The organism is Rhizobium centroccidentale (genome assembly GCF_030182565.1).
In the GTDB taxonomy this organism is placed as follows: domain Bacteria; phylum Pseudomonadota; class Alphaproteobacteria; order Rhizobiales; family Rhizobiaceae; genus Rhizobium.
Genome location: NZ_JAQJCG010000044.1, coordinates 1 through 17,930, shown reverse-complemented (window position 1 = coordinate 17,930; position 17,930 = coordinate 1). Strand labels below are relative to the sequence as shown.

General features: G+C 61.5%; 16 protein-coding genes. 4 read left to right on the top strand and 12 right to left on the bottom strand.

The genetic code is table 11. From position 1 onward, the window contains the following. Positions 1–162: 162 nt before the first annotated feature. A complete protein-coding gene (locus PH562_RS30300; protein WP_285177580.1) occupies positions 163–993 on the bottom strand; it encodes a tetratricopeptide repeat protein in 831 nt (276 codons plus the stop codon). Between the two features lie 166 nt (positions 994–1,159). On the opposite strand from PH562_RS30300, the gene PH562_RS30295 reads away from it, so the two are divergent. From PH562_RS30295 to PH562_RS30285, 3 genes are all read left to right on the top strand, one after another. After that, entirely contained in the window at positions 1,160–2,551 is a 1,392-nt protein-coding gene (locus PH562_RS30295) for a leucyl aminopeptidase family protein (RefSeq protein WP_285177579.1), read from the top strand. Positions 2,552–2,854: 303 nt separating this feature from the next. After that, complete coding sequence (locus PH562_RS30290; RefSeq protein ID WP_041677769.1) at positions 2,855–3,199, top strand: MarR family transcriptional regulator; 345 nt, start codon at positions 2,855–2,857, stop codon at positions 3,197–3,199. Positions 3,200–3,215: 16 nt separating this feature from the next. Beyond that, entirely contained in the window at positions 3,216–4,070 is an 855-nt protein-coding gene (locus PH562_RS30285; RefSeq protein ID WP_285177577.1) for a C40 family peptidase, read from the top strand. A 56-nt stretch (positions 4,071–4,126) separates the two neighbouring features. Here PH562_RS30285 and PH562_RS30280 read toward each other — a convergent pair whose 3' ends face one another. Next, entirely contained in the window at positions 4,127–5,053 is a 927-nt protein-coding gene (locus PH562_RS30280) for a DMT family transporter (protein ID WP_285177576.1), read from the bottom strand. A 125-nt stretch (positions 5,054–5,178) separates the two neighbouring features. On the opposite strand from PH562_RS30280, the gene PH562_RS30275 reads away from it, so the two are divergent. Further along, positions 5,179–5,658 carry an Lrp/AsnC family transcriptional regulator gene (locus PH562_RS30275; RefSeq protein WP_285177575.1) on the top strand — a complete coding sequence of 160 codons (480 nt, stop codon included), beginning with the start codon at positions 5,179–5,181 and terminating at the stop codon, positions 5,656–5,658. A 21-nt stretch (positions 5,659–5,679) separates the two neighbouring features. Here the strand turns inward: PH562_RS30275 and PH562_RS30270 are convergent, their stop codons facing one another. From PH562_RS30270 to PH562_RS30225, 10 genes are all read right to left on the bottom strand, one after another. Continuing rightward, a complete protein-coding gene (locus PH562_RS30270) occupies positions 5,680–7,071 on the bottom strand; it encodes an amidase (RefSeq protein WP_285177573.1) in 1,392 nt (463 codons plus the stop codon). A 23-nt stretch (positions 7,072–7,094) separates the two neighbouring features. After that, a complete protein-coding gene (locus tag PH562_RS30265) occupies positions 7,095–7,961 on the bottom strand; it encodes an ABC transporter permease (protein ID WP_285177571.1) in 867 nt (288 codons plus the stop codon). Further along, entirely contained in the window at positions 7,958–8,911 is a 954-nt protein-coding gene (locus tag PH562_RS30260) for an ABC transporter permease (protein ID WP_285177581.1), read from the bottom strand. Before PH562_RS30260 ends, PH562_RS30265 begins: the two co-directional genes overlap by 4 nt. A 102-nt stretch (positions 8,912–9,013) precedes the next feature. Continuing rightward, positions 9,014–10,543, bottom strand: coding sequence for an ABC transporter substrate-binding protein (locus PH562_RS30255; protein WP_285177570.1), 1,530 nt, complete (start codon positions 10,541–10,543; stop codon positions 9,014–9,016). Between the two features lie 155 nt (positions 10,544–10,698). Then, positions 10,699–11,616, bottom strand: a complete 918-nt coding sequence (locus PH562_RS30250) for a LysR substrate-binding domain-containing protein (protein ID WP_285177569.1) — start codon at positions 11,614–11,616, stop codon at positions 10,699–10,701. Positions 11,617–11,631: 15 nt separating this feature from the next. Then, on the bottom strand, positions 11,632–12,630 hold the full coding sequence (locus PH562_RS30245; RefSeq protein WP_285177568.1) for a P1 family peptidase: 999 nt from the start codon (positions 12,628–12,630) through the stop codon (positions 11,632–11,634). Between the two features lie 260 nt (positions 12,631–12,890). Continuing rightward, the gene (locus PH562_RS30240) at positions 12,891–13,085 is read right to left on the bottom strand and encodes a hypothetical protein (protein ID WP_015338438.1); all 195 of its coding nucleotides are present in this window, start codon (positions 13,083–13,085) and stop codon (positions 12,891–12,893) included. A 508-nt stretch (positions 13,086–13,593) separates the two neighbouring features. Continuing rightward, positions 13,594–16,521: an aminotransferase gene (locus PH562_RS30235; RefSeq protein WP_285177566.1), complete on the bottom strand. Its 2,928-nt coding sequence runs from the start codon at positions 16,519–16,521 to the stop codon at positions 13,594–13,596. A 134-nt stretch (positions 16,522–16,655) separates the two neighbouring features. Next, positions 16,656–17,201, bottom strand: a complete 546-nt coding sequence (locus PH562_RS30230; RefSeq protein ID WP_285177565.1) for a hypothetical protein — start codon at positions 17,199–17,201, stop codon at positions 16,656–16,658. Between the two features lie 99 nt (positions 17,202–17,300). Beyond that, positions 17,301–17,930: formyltetrahydrofolate deformylase (locus tag PH562_RS30225; protein WP_285177563.1), on the bottom strand; the 630-nt coding region annotated here is incomplete at its 5' end.

Here is a 17,930-nt window from a genome sequence, read left to right as displayed (position 1 = left end):
ATATCTCGGCTCACTCGTCCAGACAATCAGTCCAGACGAGTGCACCAATTATCTTGTCAATGCAGGATACGCTTCAAACAAAACATGAAACGCTCTAGACCGATCGGCGGCTGACTTTCGTTTTCGAGAGCTGCTCGGGAAAGCCGCTATGGCTCTCCCGTTCTATTGCTGGGCGACTTTCCTGCTGTCGCCGCTGGCGGCAAGCTTCTGCCAGGAATTCTGCTGTGCCAGCATGCCGCGCAGATAGGCGACGTTGGCATTTGCCTGTTGCGGCGTCAGTTCCTGGCGGGCGATTTGTTCGGCTTCCGCAAAGCGACCCTGTAGCCCGACGACCAGCGCCAGGTTCTGCCGCACGCGGCTGTCGGCGCCCGGCTGGGCGACGGCCGTGCGGAGATAGCTCTCCGCATTCTTGAGGTCGCCGGTCAGCACATAGGACATGCCAAGATTGGAAAGAACGGTCGGTTCGTTGGGGGCGAGCACCAGCGCATCGCGATATTTGGCGCGTGCATCGGTGGAGCGCCCGAGCTGATCGAGGATGGCGCCCTGCGCCGAAACCAGCCGCCAATCCGGCCGATCCGGCAGCTGTGCGCGGTCAATGGTCGAGAGCGCTTCGTCGAGCTGCCCTGCCGCCGCTTGCGCCTTGCCGTAGGCGGCCAGGACGCCGCGATCGCTCGGATTGGCGATTGCCACCTGCTGCATGACGGCAAGCGCCTGATCGTTGCGGCCGCTCATGCGCAAGGCATTGGCATAATTGACGCCGGCATCGCGATCCCTAGGATTGGCGTCATAGGCCTTGCCAAACGTCGCGGTCGCCTGTGCGAGATCGGTGCTGTTCATCGTGTCGAGAGGCCGCGACGCCGTGGGGATCGAGCCCGTCGTCATCCGATCTTTTCCGGTTGTCGAGCAGCTTGCGAGCGCGATCGCCAGAAGCGCAGACGAAGCCCCCCGGAAAAGAAAGGTTCTGAATGAAGACGCAGCTGAGACGGCGGGCATGTCGCTTATCCCTGTATTCCTATAGTCTTGCGCCCGGCCTAGAATCGGAACAGGGAAAGGTTCGACGCAATGTTCGCTCCAGCAATAATCTGTTAACCCTAACAGACGGTTAACTCTCGATTCCCTGAAGTCCCCGATTCCCTGAAGTCATCGTCAAAGGATAGTCATGGCCCCCTATCAATTCATCGAGCGCGCGACGCCCTTCAATTCGAAGGGTGGCGCGACCCTGCCGATCTTTGCCGTTACCCCCGCGCATATCGAGACCGGTACCATCGATCCCATCGCGCTCGATTGGGCACGCAAGGCGGGTTACAAGGCGGAGAGCGGTTCGTTGCTGCTGATCCCGACCGCGGAGGGGCATCTGGGCGGCGCTCTCTTCGGCCTAGGCTCTAACCCATCCGAGCAACCCTTCCTCACGGGCAAGCTGGCGCGCAGCCTGCCGGCCGGCGACTGGCATATCGAGACGGCGCCGCTGACGGCGAACCGGCTCTCGCTTGGTTTCGGTCTCGGCAGCTATCGCTTCGACCGCTACAAGTCGGAAAAAGCCGCGGCACCCACGCTGATGATCCCGCGCGATGCCGATGCTGCCGATATCAAGCGCCAGCTGGCAGGCGTCTTCCTTGCCCGCGACCTCATCAACACGCCGACCAACGACATGGGTCCGGAACAGCTGGAAGCCGCCTTCAGGGCGCTTGCCGAGCACTACAAGGCAGATATGTCCGTCATTATCGGCGACGATCTCCTGAAGGAGAATTTTCCGCTGGTTCATACGGTGGGACGCGCGAGCGCCGATGCGCCGCGCCTTCTCGAAATGCGCTGGGGCAAGAAGGGCCATCGCCGCATCACGCTGGTCGGCAAGGGTGTGTGCTTCGACACCGGCGGCCTCGACATCAAGCCGGCATCCTCGATGCTACTGATGAAGAAGGACATGGGTGGCGCGGCCAATGTCATGGGCTTGGCGCTGATGATCATGGATGCCAAGCTCAAGGTCGATCTTCGCGTTATCATTCCGGTCGTCGAGAACTCGATTTCATCCAACGCCTTCCGTCCCGGCGATATCTACAGGAGCCGCAAGGGCCTGACCGTGCAGATCGACAATACCGATGCCGAGGGACGGCTGATCCTCGCCGACGCGCTCGCCTATGCCGACGAGGACGCGCCGGACCTGATGATCGACATGGCGACGCTGACGGGTGCTGCTCGCGTCGCGCTCGGCCCCGACCTGCCACCCTTCTTCACCGACGATAGCGACCTTGCCAGCGACCTGACGGAAGCGAGCCTGGAGATGGACGACCCGCTCTGGCGGATGCCGCTCTATATGGGCTACGACAAGGATATCCGCACCAAATTCGCCGATATCACCAATGCTCCATCAGGCGGCATGGCCGGCTCCATTACTGCTGCCCTGTTCCTCAAGCGCTTCGTGACGAAGACGCCGAGCTGGGTGCATTTCGATATTTTCGGCTGGGCGCCGAGCGAACGTCCGCATTCGCCCGGCGGCGGCGAGGCTCAGGCGATCCGGGCGCTCTATCACTATATCAGGCAGAGCGTGCGGTAGGGGCTCTAGTCCCCTCTCCCCGCATGCGGGGAGAGGGTTAGGGTGAGGGGCCAGGCACAAGAGCGCCACAGCGACGGACTGACCTGACCATTACGAATAGTGGTCCGAAAAGACGAAGACTCTGATTTTCCGGTTGCTTTCGAGAAAGCCCCTCATCCGAGCCCTCGACATATCGCTTTGCTCAATGTCTCGGTCCCACCTTCTCCCCGCATTGCGGGGAGAAGGGGTTGGTGAATTCCCCTTGAAACCGCCATGATCTTGGCCGAGACTGGAACGGCAGCGTAACGAATTTCGGGGTTGCCCTTGCCGCTTGAACTCACCGCCTCGCAGGCTCTCGGCCTCTGGCATGGCGTGACGCTCGCTCAGGTGCGCCGCGAGGATCACGATTTGACGCTGCGGCAGACGGCGATCCTGCTGCAGATCTATCTTGTGCCGCCGCCGCACACGGTACGCGGTCTGGCCGCGACCCTTGGCGTCACCAAGCCCGTCATCACTCGGGCGCTTGACACCATGGGGGTGATGGGATTGGTCGACCGTGTGCGCGACGATCGCGATCGCCGCAACGTCATCATTAAGCGAACAGTCACCGGCGCGCTTTATCTTGAAAAACTCGGCGATCTCATCATCGAGCACGGCCGAAAATTGTAACCCCAGGAATTTCACCATGATGCTCGACCGCCGTCTCAATGCTTTCAGGCCCGATCTCGCAGAGGCTTCTCTCAAGGGCAAGATCGAGGCCGAGCGCTTCGTCGAGGGCAGCAGCGCACGCATCACGGTACCGGTCGTTGCGCTTCGGCCGAAGCCGGATCTTGCCTCGGGCATTGATACCGAGCTCTTGATGGGCGAAGAGGTGACGATATTCGAACGCCGCGATGGCTGGTGCTGGGTCAAGGCTTTGTCTGACGGTTATGTCGGCTATCTCCCTGAAACGGCGATCAAGGAGGGTGCGGCAGCGTCGACCCACGTCATCGTTCCGCAGCGCACCTTCCTCTATCCCGAGCCGGAGTTGCGCAAGCCGCATGCTGCGATCCTCTCCATGGGCAGCCTCGTGCATGTGACCGGTACGGCGGAAGCGCGGGGCAATCATTACGTGGTCCTGGAGGATGGCACTGCCATTTTCGCAAAACATGTCCAGCCGATCGGCTACAACAGGGGCGGCGATTTTGTCGATGTCGCCTTACGCTTCATCGAGACGCCCTATCTCTGGGGCGGCCGCTCGGGCCTCGGTATCGATTGCTCCGGCCTCGTGCAGTTAGCGCTGTCGATGACGGGCCGTGCCGCACCGCGCGATACCGACATGCAGGCCGCCGGCCTCGGCCAGCCGATCGAGCGCGAGGAGCTGAAGCGAGGCGATTTCGTCTTCTGGAAGGGGCATGTCGCGATCATGGAAGATCCGGAAACCATCGTCCATGCCAACGGCCATACCATGACCGTCGCCCGGGAGAATTTTGCCGCCGCCATCGAACGCATCGGCTGGCTCTATGAAAAGCCGACCGGCTATCGCCGCTTCGTCGACTGACTACGCTCCGAAACTCTGTAGCGGCAACCCATCCGGCATTTGTCCTGGCGGCGGTCTTACGGCGTACGCGGACGCGCGATCCAGATGCCGGCGACGATGACGATGCCGCCAAGCGCCTGCAGCAGCGTGACGTTTTCGCCGAAGAGGAACCAGGCGAAAAGGGCGGCTGCGATCGACTCCAAGAAAATGACGAGCGAGGAAAACACGGTCGGTAACCGTCCGAGCGCCACCGAAAGCAGTCCTTGTCCGCCGGCATGGCTGATGAGGCCGAGCGCGAGAAGCACGCACCATCCCGAGATCGACTGCGGCAGGATACGCGGTTCGAAGAAGAAGGCGATCAGGAACAGGATCGCCGAGGTTATGATACTCAATTCGAAGGTGACGCGCGCGGCATTGGTTCCGGGGCGCGCCGCGCCGACCGCCAGGAAATAAAGGCCGAAAAAGGCGCCGGTGATGATGGCGAGCGCATCGCCAACGGCGCGGTCCGGATTGAATGCCAGGCTTTGAACAACGAGTGCCGTGCCGCCCCCAAGGCAGACGAGAAGCCCGAGAAGCGTGGCGCGGCTGACACGCTGTCTCAAAAGAAGCCAGCCGAAGATGACGACCCACAGCGGCGCCATCGTCGCGAAGAAGGTAGCATTGGCGATCGTCGTCCGCATGATGGAGAGATGCCAGAAGAACAGGTCACCCGTGAAGGCGATGCCGGCGAGAATCGTCGGTATCGTAAAGCTGGCGCGGGGTGCATTGGGCTCCGCCGCCTCGCCATATCGCATCCATATCCAAAGGATCGGCAGCGCCAGAAAGACACGCCAGAAGGCGCTGGCGAAAGGCCCGACATCGGCAAGCCGCACGAGGCTCGGCGAGATGCTCATCGCCAGCGCCGCGAGAAGCATCGCTACCACGCCAAGAAGAAAGCCCTTCGTATCTTCGCTTTCTTCGAGGCTCGCGCTACGCATATCGTATTCGGTGTCCGGCTGTGACATTCTCGTGCCTTTACAAAGTCAGATGATGTGTGGCGCAAAGCTAGTACATAAGGGAAGAGTATTTGGCTCCATTTTGACGGCTTTCATGCAATTTTGTTTCCTCATTGCGGTAAGGATCTATTGAAATGCGCAAACCCGCCGATCTCGATGAGTTCGACCTGACAATTCTCGAGATTCTTCAAAGGGACAGTACGGTTCCGCAACGAGAGATCGGTGAACGGATCAACTTGTCGGCGCCGGCCGTGCAGCGGCGCATCAAGCGCATGCAGGAAAGCGGCGTCATCCAGGCCAATATCGCGGTCGTCAATCCGACAGCCGTGGGTTTGCCGATTACCATCGTCGTCGAGGTCCATATCGCAAACGAACGCTATGACCTCATCAATGCGATCAAGCGCAGCTTCCTCGAAGCTCCGGAAGTCCAGCAATGCTACGGTGTCACCGGCGAGGCCGATTTCGTGCTCATCATCGTCGTCCCGAGCATGTCCGCCTATGAGGAGGTGGCCCGGCGTCTGTTCTACGACAATCCGAATGTCACGAAGTTCAAGTCGCTCGTCACTATGGACCGGGTCAAGGTCGGTCTTTCCCTGCCGTTGTCGCTGGACTAGCTGGCTGTCTCCAAGTTCGGTTCACGCCGGCCGCTTCGGCCAGTTCGTCACGCCGCCGCTCCAGTCCTCGAAGGCCTTCGAGAGGCGAAGCACCAGCATGTCGTCGAAGCGCGGGCCGATGATCTGCATGCCGATCGGCATGCCGGAGCGGGAGAAGCCGCAATTGATCGATGCGGCCGGCTGTTCCGACATGTTCCACGGAACGGTGAAGGCGATGTGCTCGAAAGGCCGGGCCGGGTCGTTGGTGGGCGAAGCCCATTCGGCGGGATAGGAGACGATCGGATTGGTCGGCGAAAGCACGGCATCCACCTCTGCGAAGAGCTTGGCGCAGCTCTTGCGCATCTCGTAGGTCTGGTTGAAGCCGCGAACGGCATCGACGCCGCTGATACCGGCGCCGCCCTTCGCCCAGCTGTAAATATAGGGCAGGATGCTGTTGCGGCGTTCCTCGCTCAAGGCCGTCATGTCGCCCCAGAAGCGGGCGCGCCAGAGGGCATCGAGCCCGTCCAGCATCTGCCTGGTCAGCACCGGCGCGACATCGACGATGATGGCGCCCGCTTCCTCGAAGCGCTTGGCGGCAGCGATGACGGCATCGCGTATCTCGTCCTCGACAGGCAGCCCGCAGCCAGCATCCAGCATCAGGCCGATCTTCATGCCTCGGACGTCGATATCGAGATCCATCCAGTCGATCCCGTTCGGCTGTAGGCTGGTGCTGTCGCGCCAGTCGGGCCGCGAGAGCGTCGCCATGGAAAAGGCGGCATCCTCGACCGTGCGGGTCATCGGTCCGGCGCATCGCCCGAGATAATAGGGATCGATCGGAATACGGCCATTGCTCGGCTTGAAGCCAAAAATACCTGTCCAGCCAGCGGGCAGGCGTATCGAGCCGCCGATATCGGTGCCGATATGCAACGGTCCGTAACCGGCAGCCGCGGCGGCGGACGCACCGGCGCTGGAGCCGCCCGGATTCCGGCTTGGGTCCCAGGGGTTGCGGCTGAGCTTGTGAAAGCTCGAAAGGCCGGAGGAGAGCATGCCGTAATCGGGGCAGGTGGTTTTGGCGAAAATCACCGCGCCATCCTCGCGCATGCGGGCGGCGATGGGAGCATCTTCGGCAGCAGGGATGAGCTCGACGGCCGCCGTGCCGAGCGGCACCGGCTGGCCCTTGGTGGCGATCAGCTCCTTTAACGTTACCGGAATACCGTCCAGGGTCCCAAGCGGCGCACCCTTCGCCCAGCGCTCTGTCGAAGCAGCTGCCTGCTTGCGGGCATCTTCAGGATCATAGGCATAGAGAGCAGCGATTGTCGGCTCCCATGCCTCGATATGCGCCTCGAGCGCCAGCCAGTACTCGCTGGGAGACAGGCTTTTATCGGCAAATTGGCGCCGGAGGTCACGGATGGAAAGATCGGTAGGTTCGGTCATGATCTATACTCTTCATATCTCAATCAGCGCGTCGCCTCGCGGGGGTCGAGGAGATCGCGCAGCCCGTCGCCGAGCAGGTTGAAGCCAAGCACGGAAAGCGCGATGGCGAGCCCCGGAAGCAGGGCGAGCCACGGCGCGACGTGAAAATAGGTCTGTGCATCGGCCAGCATCCGTCCCCAGGTCGGTGCGGGCGGCGGTACGCTCAAGCCCAGGAAGGCAAGCCCGGCCTCGGTCAGGATCGCAAGGCCGAGCTGGATGGTCGCCTGGACGATGATGCTGCCCATGATGTTGGGCAGGACATGGCGCAGCGTGATGGAAAGCTGCGTATTGCCGATGGCACGCGCCGCCAGCACATAGTCGCGGCTCCACGCCTGCAAGGCGGAACCGAGCGCGACGCGGGCAAAGACCGGCACCATGAAGACGGCAATGGCGATGATCGCCGTCGAGCGCCCGGTCCCGAGAAATGCACCGAGGATCATGGCCGAAAGGATCGGCGGCAGGGCGAAGATCACGTCACAAGCCCGCATGACCAGGGCCTCGAACAGGCCGCGTTGGGCGGCGGCGGAGACGCCGATGATCGTTCCGATCGTTCCGCCGATCGCGACCGATGACACCGAGATCGAAAGTGAATTCCAGCAGCCCGCCATCAGCATCGACAGGACGTCGCGGCCGATCTGGTCGGTGCCGAGAGGCCCGAAGCCGAGGGGCGGCTGCAGCTTGTGAAGGATCTGCATCTTCGCGGGCGGCACCGGCGTCCAGAACTGCGAGAGGAGAGCAACGCAGAAGAGCGCAAGGATGATGACGGCGCCGACGATGAGATTCATTCGCCGCAGCGCCCGAAAACGGCGACGGGAAGGTGGCGCGGCAACTTTGGTCTCGACTGTAGTCATCGCGCACCTCCCGCTCGCAGCCGCGGATCGATGGCGAGATAGGAGAGGTCCACCACAAAGTTCACGACGATGACGAGGCCGGCGAAGAACAGCACGACATCCTGCAGAACGATGACGTCGCGCTGGCTGAGCGCCTGATAGGCGAGACGGCCAAGGCCTGGAAGGGTGAAGACATTTTCGATCAGCACGGCGCCGGCGACAAGAAAGGTGAATTGCAGTCCGAGAATGGTCAGCACAGGCACCAGCGCATTCGGCACCACGTGCCCCCAAAGCACGCGGCTGCGCGATAGACCCTTGGCGATCGCCGTGCGGGCAAAATCCTCATGCAGCGTATCGAGCACGGCCGAGCGCGTCACACGGGTCAGCACCGCCGCTTGGGGCAGAGCAAGGGCAGCGGCCGGCAGCACGAGCGACTTCGCAGCGGGCCAGAATCCGCTCTCCCAACCGGGAAAACCACCGGCCGGCATCCAGCCGAGCGATGTGGCAAACAGAAGCACCAGCAAGAGGCCGACCCAGAAGCCCGGAACGGCGATGCCCATCTGCGAAAATAGTGTGGCGATGATATCGAAGACACCGCCGCGCCGTGCCGCTGCCGCAACACCGAGCGGCACGGCGACAAGAACCGACAACAGGATGGCAAGCAGCGCAAGCGGCAGGGTGACGGCAAGCCGCTCGGCAATCAGACCGGCGACCGGAACACCATAGGTATAGGACGTGCCAAGATCACCCGTCAGCGCGCCGGCGAGCCATTGCCCATAGCGCACGATCAGCGGCTGATCGAGCCCCATATCATGCCGGAGCGCGGCAAGCGTTTCCGGCGTCGCCGAGGTGCCGAGCGTGATCGCGGCCGGGTCGCCTGGCAGCAGCGCCATGACGGCAAAGACCAGCAGCGAGACGGCAATCAGCGTCAGCACAAGTCCGAAAATCCGGCGGGTGAGCAGTACGATCATAGCAAGTCCATGGCCGATCATGCCCGGCATCGAAATGGTTGGGTTCGAAATGGTTCGCGGCGGGCGAAGCGATCCGCCCATCCGCGCCTGCAGGCAAAGAACTCAGTCTTCCCAGGAAACGTTGGTCAGCACGTTGGACGGGATCGGTTCGTTCTCCCAGAGACCCTTCAGCTTCTTGTCCCAGACGCCGAGCTTCGGCATCACGAACAGGAAGAGCGACGGCACATCCTCGGCAAGAATGCTTTGCGCCTCGCCATAGAGCTTGTTCTGCTCGGCGGGATCGGCGGTGAGCTGAATCTTCTTCATCAACTCGTTGAAGGCCGGGTTCTTGTAGTTGAAGTAATAGGGATCGCGCGAATAGATATCGATATCCATCGGCTCGGCATGGGCGACGATTGTCATGTCGTAATTGCGGCCGGTGAAAACGTCCTGCACCCATTTTGCCGGGAATTCCGTGGGCTCGATATTCATCGTCACGCCGACATCGGCAAACATCGCCTGCATCACCTGGGCACTGCGAGGCGCATAGGCCATTTGCGGCGTCTTGATGGTGAAGGTGAAGCCATTTGGATAGCCGGCTTCGGCAAGCAATGCTTTGGCCTTGGCGGCGTCATAGGGCAGCGTGCCGGTCAAATCTTTGTAGCCGGGGTCGTTCGGCGTGTAGTGGCTGCCGATCGCGGTGCCTAAACCGGACCACGCGCCTTCGATGATCGTCTTGCGGTCCAGCGCCATCATCAGCGCCTGGCGCACGCGCTTGTCGTCGAAAGGCTTGCGGGTGTTGTTCATGCCGGCCACGACCTTGAGCTCGGTATTGCCGATCTTGGTCGTCAGCCTGGCATCGCCCTCGAAGGAATTCATGAGCTCCGGCGCTGCGAATTCAGGAAAGGTATCGAGATCGCCGGCTTTTAATGCGGCGGCCTCAGCCTGCGGATCGGAAATGAAGCGGAAGGTCACCTTCTCGAGCTTCACGTCGACCGACTTATTCCAGTAGTCCGGGTTCTTGACGAGGTCGACATGGTCGCCCTTCGTCCAGGCGGAGAATTTGAACGGTCCGGTGCCGATGGGCGTGGTCTTGTCGTTAGCCGAGGACTTCGGCCCGACCATGACGGAGCTCGGCCAGCCCAGCCAATAGAGCAGGCTACCGGTTGGCGAGGACAGATGGAGCACCAGCGTTTCCGCATCCGGCGTGTCGATCGAGGCGATAGTCGAGAAGAAGCGCTTTTGCGGATTGACGGAATCTTTGCCACGGGCGCGATCGAGCGTGAACTTGGCGGCAGCCGAATCGAAGGCCTCGCCGTCATGGAATTTCACGCCGGTCTGCAGCTTGAACGTATAGGTGAGGCCGTCGGGCGAAATCTCCCAGCTCTTGGCAAGCTGCGGCACGATCTTGCCGTTCTGGTCGATGGCAACCAGACCTTCGAAAATATTCTGCCAGGTGACCTGGCCGATCGCGACGGGCGCGGCGATCGTCGGATCAAGGCCCGTCGGCTCGACGCTCATGCCGAGATTGAGTGTCGTCTTCGCGGCCTCGGCTTGTGTCAGGCCCATCATCAGCAGGCCGGCAGAAACTGCGGCGCCATAGGCAAGCCGGCGCGCGACGTCGCCCAGGCTCGGGCGTGAAAACTTGGTCATGTCGGTTCCCTTGCTTTTCCCCGCATGGCCGGCTTCCCTCCGGCTGCGGTCTTTTTCAGGATAGTGTCATCTCATAGGCGCACACACAATTCCGAAAATGTGTGCTCGGTGTAGCCGAAACCGCTACACTGGTTTTGTCTTCTACAGTGTTGGGTTCAATCCTGCCTCCCCTTGGCGGAAAGTTGTTCGCGCATGAAGCGCTCGATGAAATCGAGCAGCTTGCCGGCGGCGAAGGAGAGCTGGCGATCGGGCGCGACGCAGAGATCGACCGGCGTCCGCACCCCCATGCCGCCCGCGACGGGCCGCGCGACGAGCTGACCCGCCTCGATCTCCCTTTGAACGGTCAGCGCCGGCAACATGGTGATTGCTGCGCCGCGCAGCACCAGTTCCTTCTGCATTTCCAGCGAGCCGGTCTCAAAGACTGGATCGAGCCTCAGCCCCTCGCGTTCGAACAGCACGTCGAAGGCCTGCCTTGCGCCAAAGGAGCGATCGGGGACGGCAAGCGCGTGTGCCGAGATTTCCGCAAGCGTGATCTCGCTGGCGGCAGCAAGCGGATGAGAGGCGGCAGCGATCACGTCATAAATCAGTTCGGAACGCAGGCGCACCTTTGTACCGGAAAGCGGCGGGGCAAACAGCGTCACCGCAATATCGGCCTCGGCATTGTTGACGGCTTCGATGGCGCCGCGGGCGCTGGTGATGGTCACTTCGAAGCGCAGGCCCGGATAGCGCAGGCTGAACTCGGCCAGCGCCGGCGCAAGGATGTTGGCGACGGACGCGCCATTGGCATAGATGCTGACCGTCCCGCGCTGCAGGCCTTTCAGGTCTTCGATCAGCTGGTGGACATGATCGAGCTCGCGCAGCGTCCGGCCGGCGCGCTCCGCCAACAATTCGCCGGCAGCGGTCAATTTGATGCCGCGGGCGCTGCGCTCGACCAGCTGCGTACCGAAGTGATATTCGAGGTTCTCGATCTGGCGGCTGATGGCCGTCGGCGCCACGTTCAGGTTTTCTGCCGCCTGGCGCATCGAATTGGTTCGCACCAGTTCGTCGAAATAGATCAGCGCGCGGATCTGCATGCGCGGGATCTCCCTTTAGACGCCGGGCTGGGCGAAGCGATCCCGCCATGCGGGCTGCCCGCCTTCGACCGGCAGCGCCGCCGCCTCATAAACGCCGCGGGCGATGGCGCGCGCCATGGCTGTCGCGGCGAGGTGGCAGAGCTCCATGAAACCAGGCATATCGTCGCGGGAATGCTTGCCGGTGGATGCGGCAAACACGGTATCGCCGTCGAGCGGCAGATGCGTCGGCAAGAGCGCCCGGGCGAAACCGTCATGGGCTGAGATGGAGAGGCGATGTGCCTCCGCCTTGGTCAGCTGGGCGTCGGTGATGACGGCGCCGATGGTCGTAGCGGTGATGTTGGTGCCCTTCAGCCGCAGGCGAGAATCGACCACCTGCGGCATGCCAAGACCGCCGAATTCGCCGTTTTCTTCGAAGGGAGCCGCCCAGAAATGCGGGCCGTCGCCGATGGTGGCGGAGCCGAGTGCATTGACGGCGACGATGGCGGCGATCCTGTATCCCTGGCTGCTGACGGCGCTTGCCGAGCCGAGCCCGCCCTTGACCGTTGCCGTCGTGGCACCGGTGCCGGCGCCGACGCTTCCAAGCGCAAACGGCCCTTTATCTGCGGCCTTGAAGGCGGCATATCCCATGTCGCGATAGGGCGAGTGCAATCCCCAATCCTTGTTGCCGCCGTTGATCAGATCGAACAAAATCGCCTGCGGCACGATCGGCACCAGCGCATCGCCAACCTTTAGGCCTCGACCGATTTCCCTCAAGCCTGCCTGCACGCCGCCGGCGGCATCGAGCCCGAAGGCCGAGCCGCCTGAGAGTACGAGAGCATCCACCGTACCGACAGTCATAGCCGGGTCCAGCAACGCTGTATCCCGCCCGCCTGGCGCGCCGCCGAGAACGGTGCAGGAGGCAATAGCCGGCTCATCGAAGACGATGGCGGTGACGCCCGAGCCAAGCGCCAGATCGGTCGAGTGACCGACAGCGACGCCTTCGACATCGGTCAGGAGATTGAGAAGGTCAGCCAATGAAAAATCCTTCGCCGTTTACAACGCGAGGTCGTCATGGCGATAGGATCGTAAAGAGGGGAAAAAGACAAGATAGGTTTGGCCGACCCAAGCGGTCCGGGATTGGAGGTTTTGGAGCTTCGCGTTTCATAATGAGCCGGCGGAAGCTTCCTTCGGAAAAAGCCACGCGATGGCCTCAAATAAAGAAACCCCCACCCTGATTTTATCAAAAGGTGAGGGCTGGGGATGGGATTGGGTAAGAGCTTAGGCGAGCCGACCCATCAAACATGGATCGGTTTTGCCTGCTGGCGGGAAAGAAGGTCGCGGATCGCAAGCTTCACTTCGTCCGCATTTCTGAAATGCTGTTCGTCCAGATCATGGACATGATATTTTACAGCGATGAACTTGAGCCGATCCTGATCGGGAACGACGATGCCGACGGGGACGCCGGCGTATTCGATGACTTGCTTCTTCATAAATAGACTCCCTCTGCGCACGAACGGCGCAGACATGGCGAATTGACTGTCTTATTCCGGGAAGGAGGACGAACGTCACATTCGACAGCACGGGCGGGAGAGCGCGCCCGAACGGTCATTGCCAAGCACGGGCCGCCCAAGGAACGAAGCAATGACTTTTCTATTCAGCATGTCACTTCCTCAATTGGCGTTGTACTTGTTAGGGTCCCAGTTGCGGAACCCGCGGTGAGTGTACCATTATCCACTATATTAGTAGATAATAGCAATTGCATCCTCAGAAACATATTCCGAAAGATGTCAAAATATCGACGATCGGGAAAATAAAATTCCGAGCCTGGCGGATTGCGAGGAAGGTTGTCTTAAAACCTTCGTATTACTATCCATGTCGGTACGGCTCGCCGATCACCGAGCAACAGATAGGAACTGGCGCGAGATTCGACAATGCCCCGGCCGCATAAAATTCACCCGCCGCTAAAACACCTCAATGGTTAACGGCGTGACGAGAACGTCAAAATCCAGCCTCAAGCACTTTTTCCAGGGCCTTCACGAAGAAATCGGCGCTCTCGGCTGCGAGGCATAGCGGCGGCTTTATCTTCAACACGTTCAAGTGATCGCCGGTCGGCTGCATGATGACCCCGAGATCGAGCAGGTGCTCGCAGATCGCAGCCGTTTCTTCGGTGGCCGGCGTCAGGCCGTCACGGTCGCGCACGAATTCCACGCCGAGATAAAGCCCAGTGCCATGCACCGCGCCGATCAACGGGAATCGATCCATGAGAGCGATCAGCCCGGCCTTCAGCCGGTCACCGATGACGCGGGCATTTTCCTGCAGATTCTCATCCTTGAGGATATCGAGAACTGTGAGACCTACGACGCAGCTGACCGGGCTGCCGCCGGCGGAGGAGAAGAAATAGCCTTCCTTTTCCAGCGATTCTGCGATTTCGCGGCGGGTGATGACGGCGCCAAGCGGATGACCGTTGCCCATGCCCTTGGCGATGGTGATGATGTCGGGCACGACGCCCTGAGTTTCGAAGCCCCAGAAATGCTCGCCGAGCCGACCGTAGCCCACCTGCACTTCGTCGGCTATGCAAAGGCCGCCGCGCTGCCGTACTGCATCATAGGCGCCGGCTAGATAGCCATGCGGCAGTGCGATACCGCCTGCATTGCCATAGACCGGTTCGGCAATGAAGCCGGCAAGCCCATCTCCCTTTTCATCGATGGCCTGCAACTTGGCCGTGACATCGTTGAGATAATCGATCCCCGAATCCGGGCCTCGGAACGGGCCGCGATAGGTATTGGGAGACAGGACGGGATGAACCCAGCCCGGCCGCGTCGTCAGCGCCTGCGGATTGTCGGCAATCGAGGTGGAGACGGCGTCGCTCGCAACCGTCCAGCCGTGATAGGCCTCCAGGAGGCAAAGCATGTTCCTCTTGCCGGTGTACGCCCACGCAAGGCGGATCGCGAGATCGTTGGCTTCCGAGCCGCTATTGACAAGGAAGACGCTGTCGAGTCCTTCAGGTGCCAGCGTTGCCAGCCGCTCGGAGAGTTCGGTAACGCTGGCATAATGGAAGCGGGAGTTGGTATTGAGGCGAGACCATTGCCGGGCGATCGCTGCCGTCAGGCGCGGATGGGCGTGGCCAAGCGTCGTCACGTTGTTGACCATGTCGAGGTAGCAGCGCCCCTGCATGTCGAACAGGAATTCGCGCCAGCCGCGCTCGATCTGCGGCGGGAGCTCGTAATAATGCTTTTGCGGCTTGGCGAAATGGGCATTGCGCAGGGAAAGCAGCACGGAAGCGTCCGGCCGCGGCGCCTCGCAGGCCGGGTTCAAAAGAGCGGCGGGCGAGGGGGAGACGGCCGACCACCCCTCTGCCTGATCCGCCGTCGCAAAAAGCGGCGGCACAAGGCCGGGCACGCGGCAAAGCTGGATGCGCAGTCCTCCGATTGCCGAACCCTCGCTGCCGATCGTCCCCAGTGTCGCACCTTGCTCGACGGCCGCTCCGTCCTCGAGAGCACTCTCGATACCGTCGAGATGCAGGCTGATTTCGTCACCGACCAGCACGAAATGCTGACCCTGCCGTTGCAGAAGGCCAGGGAAGGGAGCCGCAACCGTCGCGCCCGCCGGCAGGCAGATATCGCAATGCAGGGCGAAATTCTGCGGCGGCGCCATGCTAAGCGGCGCCGCAACGGAGAGGCGGAATTCACCATAGCGCGTTGCCGCAGTCCCGGAGGCGATTGCCGCCTGGGCAAGCAGCCGCCAGTCCATATCCGGTTTCTGCCAGTTGCCGTCCGTGAAGTCAGGCCCGGTGACGGAAAGATCGATGGCGGCAATCTGCGAGGGGTCGATGTCGGGCAGCAGCGGCGACCAGCCGTCGGTCACGATCGGATCGACATCGAAACCGATCGTCCGCAGAATCGCCGCTTCCATCACGTCCGGCTGCGCCCCGGTTGCGACATCGAAGATTTCGCGTTCGAAATCGAGATTGCCGCGCACATAATCGTTGTCAGGGTCGATAGCGAGCTGCTGCTCGGTGCTGGCGGTGAGGATGACGGCGCGCGCGACGATCAGCGGCCACAGGGCCTTGGCTTCGACCTCCTCCAGCGGATAGATCGCATGATAGGCCCTGATCGCCGGAAGGATATGGAAGGGGTTGCCGCCTGCATGATGTAGCAGCGACGCACAGGTGACGGCAAGATCGCCCACCAGCCAGCCCTGGATGATATCGCCGAAGTCGATGACGCCATCGGGGACGAGCTGTCCATGCGCATCCGGATGGCTGACGACATTGTCGTCGGTGACATCGTGATGCACGGGCTGCACGCGCAATTCGCTCGCAAGCGGTTGGATGCGCTTGACGGCGGCGACCATTGCCTTGGCGATGCGGTCGCGCGCCTCGTGATCGCTTATGGCCGACAGCAGCTGCACGGCAACTGGTCCCGCCCGTCGCAGGTCCCATTGCAGGCTGCGGTGCAGGCCGGGATGATCGAAATCGGCAAGATCGCGGGCAAGCTTGGCCGAAAGCGCGCCGAGTCCGGCCACGGAAGCCTGCGGCAGGTAGTTGCGCCGCGTCAGCGTCTGGCCGGGGAGAAAGCGGAGCAGCCGGACGAGGTAATCCTGCTCGCGGAGAGTGGTGGCGAGGATATCGCGGCCATTTAGTGAGGGGATGACCTCGGGCACGCGCGGCGCATCCGGCTTGGCGTGCAGATGGCGGATCGCGGCATTCTGCGCCTCGAGCTCGACCAGCTCGTATTCCGCCCGGCAAATCTTCAGCACATAGGCATTATCGCCGGCATCGATGCGGTAGTTGCGGTCCTGCTGACTGCCGAGCTCGGTCAGCGTTCCGCTCAGACCGTAATGCGTCTGCAGGATCTCGGCCGCCTCCTCCGGCGTCACGTCCGGTCTCGGCAGTTGCATACGGTTTACGAGCGTGGCGTCGGCCATGGCATCCCCCCGGACGGTTCATTCGCATCGACACTAAACCATTCCATCCTAAAGAAAATTACCCAAAACAGATAGGGTAGTCGAGCGTGAGGAGGAAGATAGGCCGCAGAATGCAGCTGGCCAGGCGTTATCGCCTACCCGATGGAATAGCTGCAACCGGCCAGCGTCTTGCCTGGAAGATTGTCGACGGTGAAGACCCTAAGGGAAATGCGCATCGGCAGCGGGGGGTAAGCGTATCCGTGTTGCTCCTTGCTTGACGAGACTTCCTTGTCTCCAAGGAACTTATTCGGCCGATCGATCGTCGCGGTGACACCAAGTGACTTGGCGAGCGGATGGGGATCAGGCTCATCAAGCACGGCCAACAGTCCGCTGGAGGTAAAGACGATCTCGTTTGTTTGTCGTTCAAACACGGTGACAGGAGCCGAAAGCTTGAATTCTTGCAAGAATCGGTCGGATGATGGCATTTCGGTGAGACCGAGCTGCCTCATAGCTGTCGCGCTGTCCGGCCCGGCCAGCCACATGGCAAAATCGTAATAACCCGCGACATCGTAGGTCTTGCATTCGATCAGCTTGGCAAGATCGATCTTGGAAGGGTCCTGTTCTGCCGTTTGGGCATGGGATGCTGGCGCAGATAGCAGGAGCGCCGCCAGCAGCAGCGCACCGTTGCGGTAGAATGGCATGTCCTCTCCTCGATCTCCGGGCGATTCGATACCGGTGATATCAAATCGCGTGTTGGAGCGAAAAGGGAAAGAAGCCAGCCGAAATCGCGCGCTCGCGCCTCACCCCATGCGCTCTGAGGCATAGGATCCCGGGCTTGCCGGGAAGACGACGGTGCGGTTGCCGTTGAGGAAGGTGCGATAGTGGATATGGGCATGGATGGCGCGGGCGAGAACCTGGCTCTCCACATCGCGGCCGATCGAGACATAGTCCTCGGCAGACTGCGCATGCGTGATGCGCGCCGTGTCCTGCTCGATGATCGGCCCCTCGTCGAGATCGGCCGTCACATAATGCGCCGTCGCTCCGATCAACTTCACCCCGCGCTCATAGGCCTGCTTGTAGGGGTTGGCGCCCTTGAACGACGGCAGGAAGGAATGGTGGATGTTGATGATGCGGCCCGACATCTTCTGGCACATGGAATCCGACAGGATCTGCATGTAGCGCGCCAGCACGACGAGTTCGGTGCCGGTCTGCTCGACCACGTCCATGATCCGGGCTTCCGCCTCCGGCTTGTTGGCCTTGGTCACCGGAATATGGTGGAAGGGGATGTCGTGATTGACCACCACCTTCTGGTAATCGAAATGGTTGGAGACGACGCCGACGATGTCGATCGGCAATGCACCGATCTTCCAGCGGTAGAGCAGGTCGTTGAGGCAATGGCCGAAGCGCGACACCATCAGCAGCACCTTCAT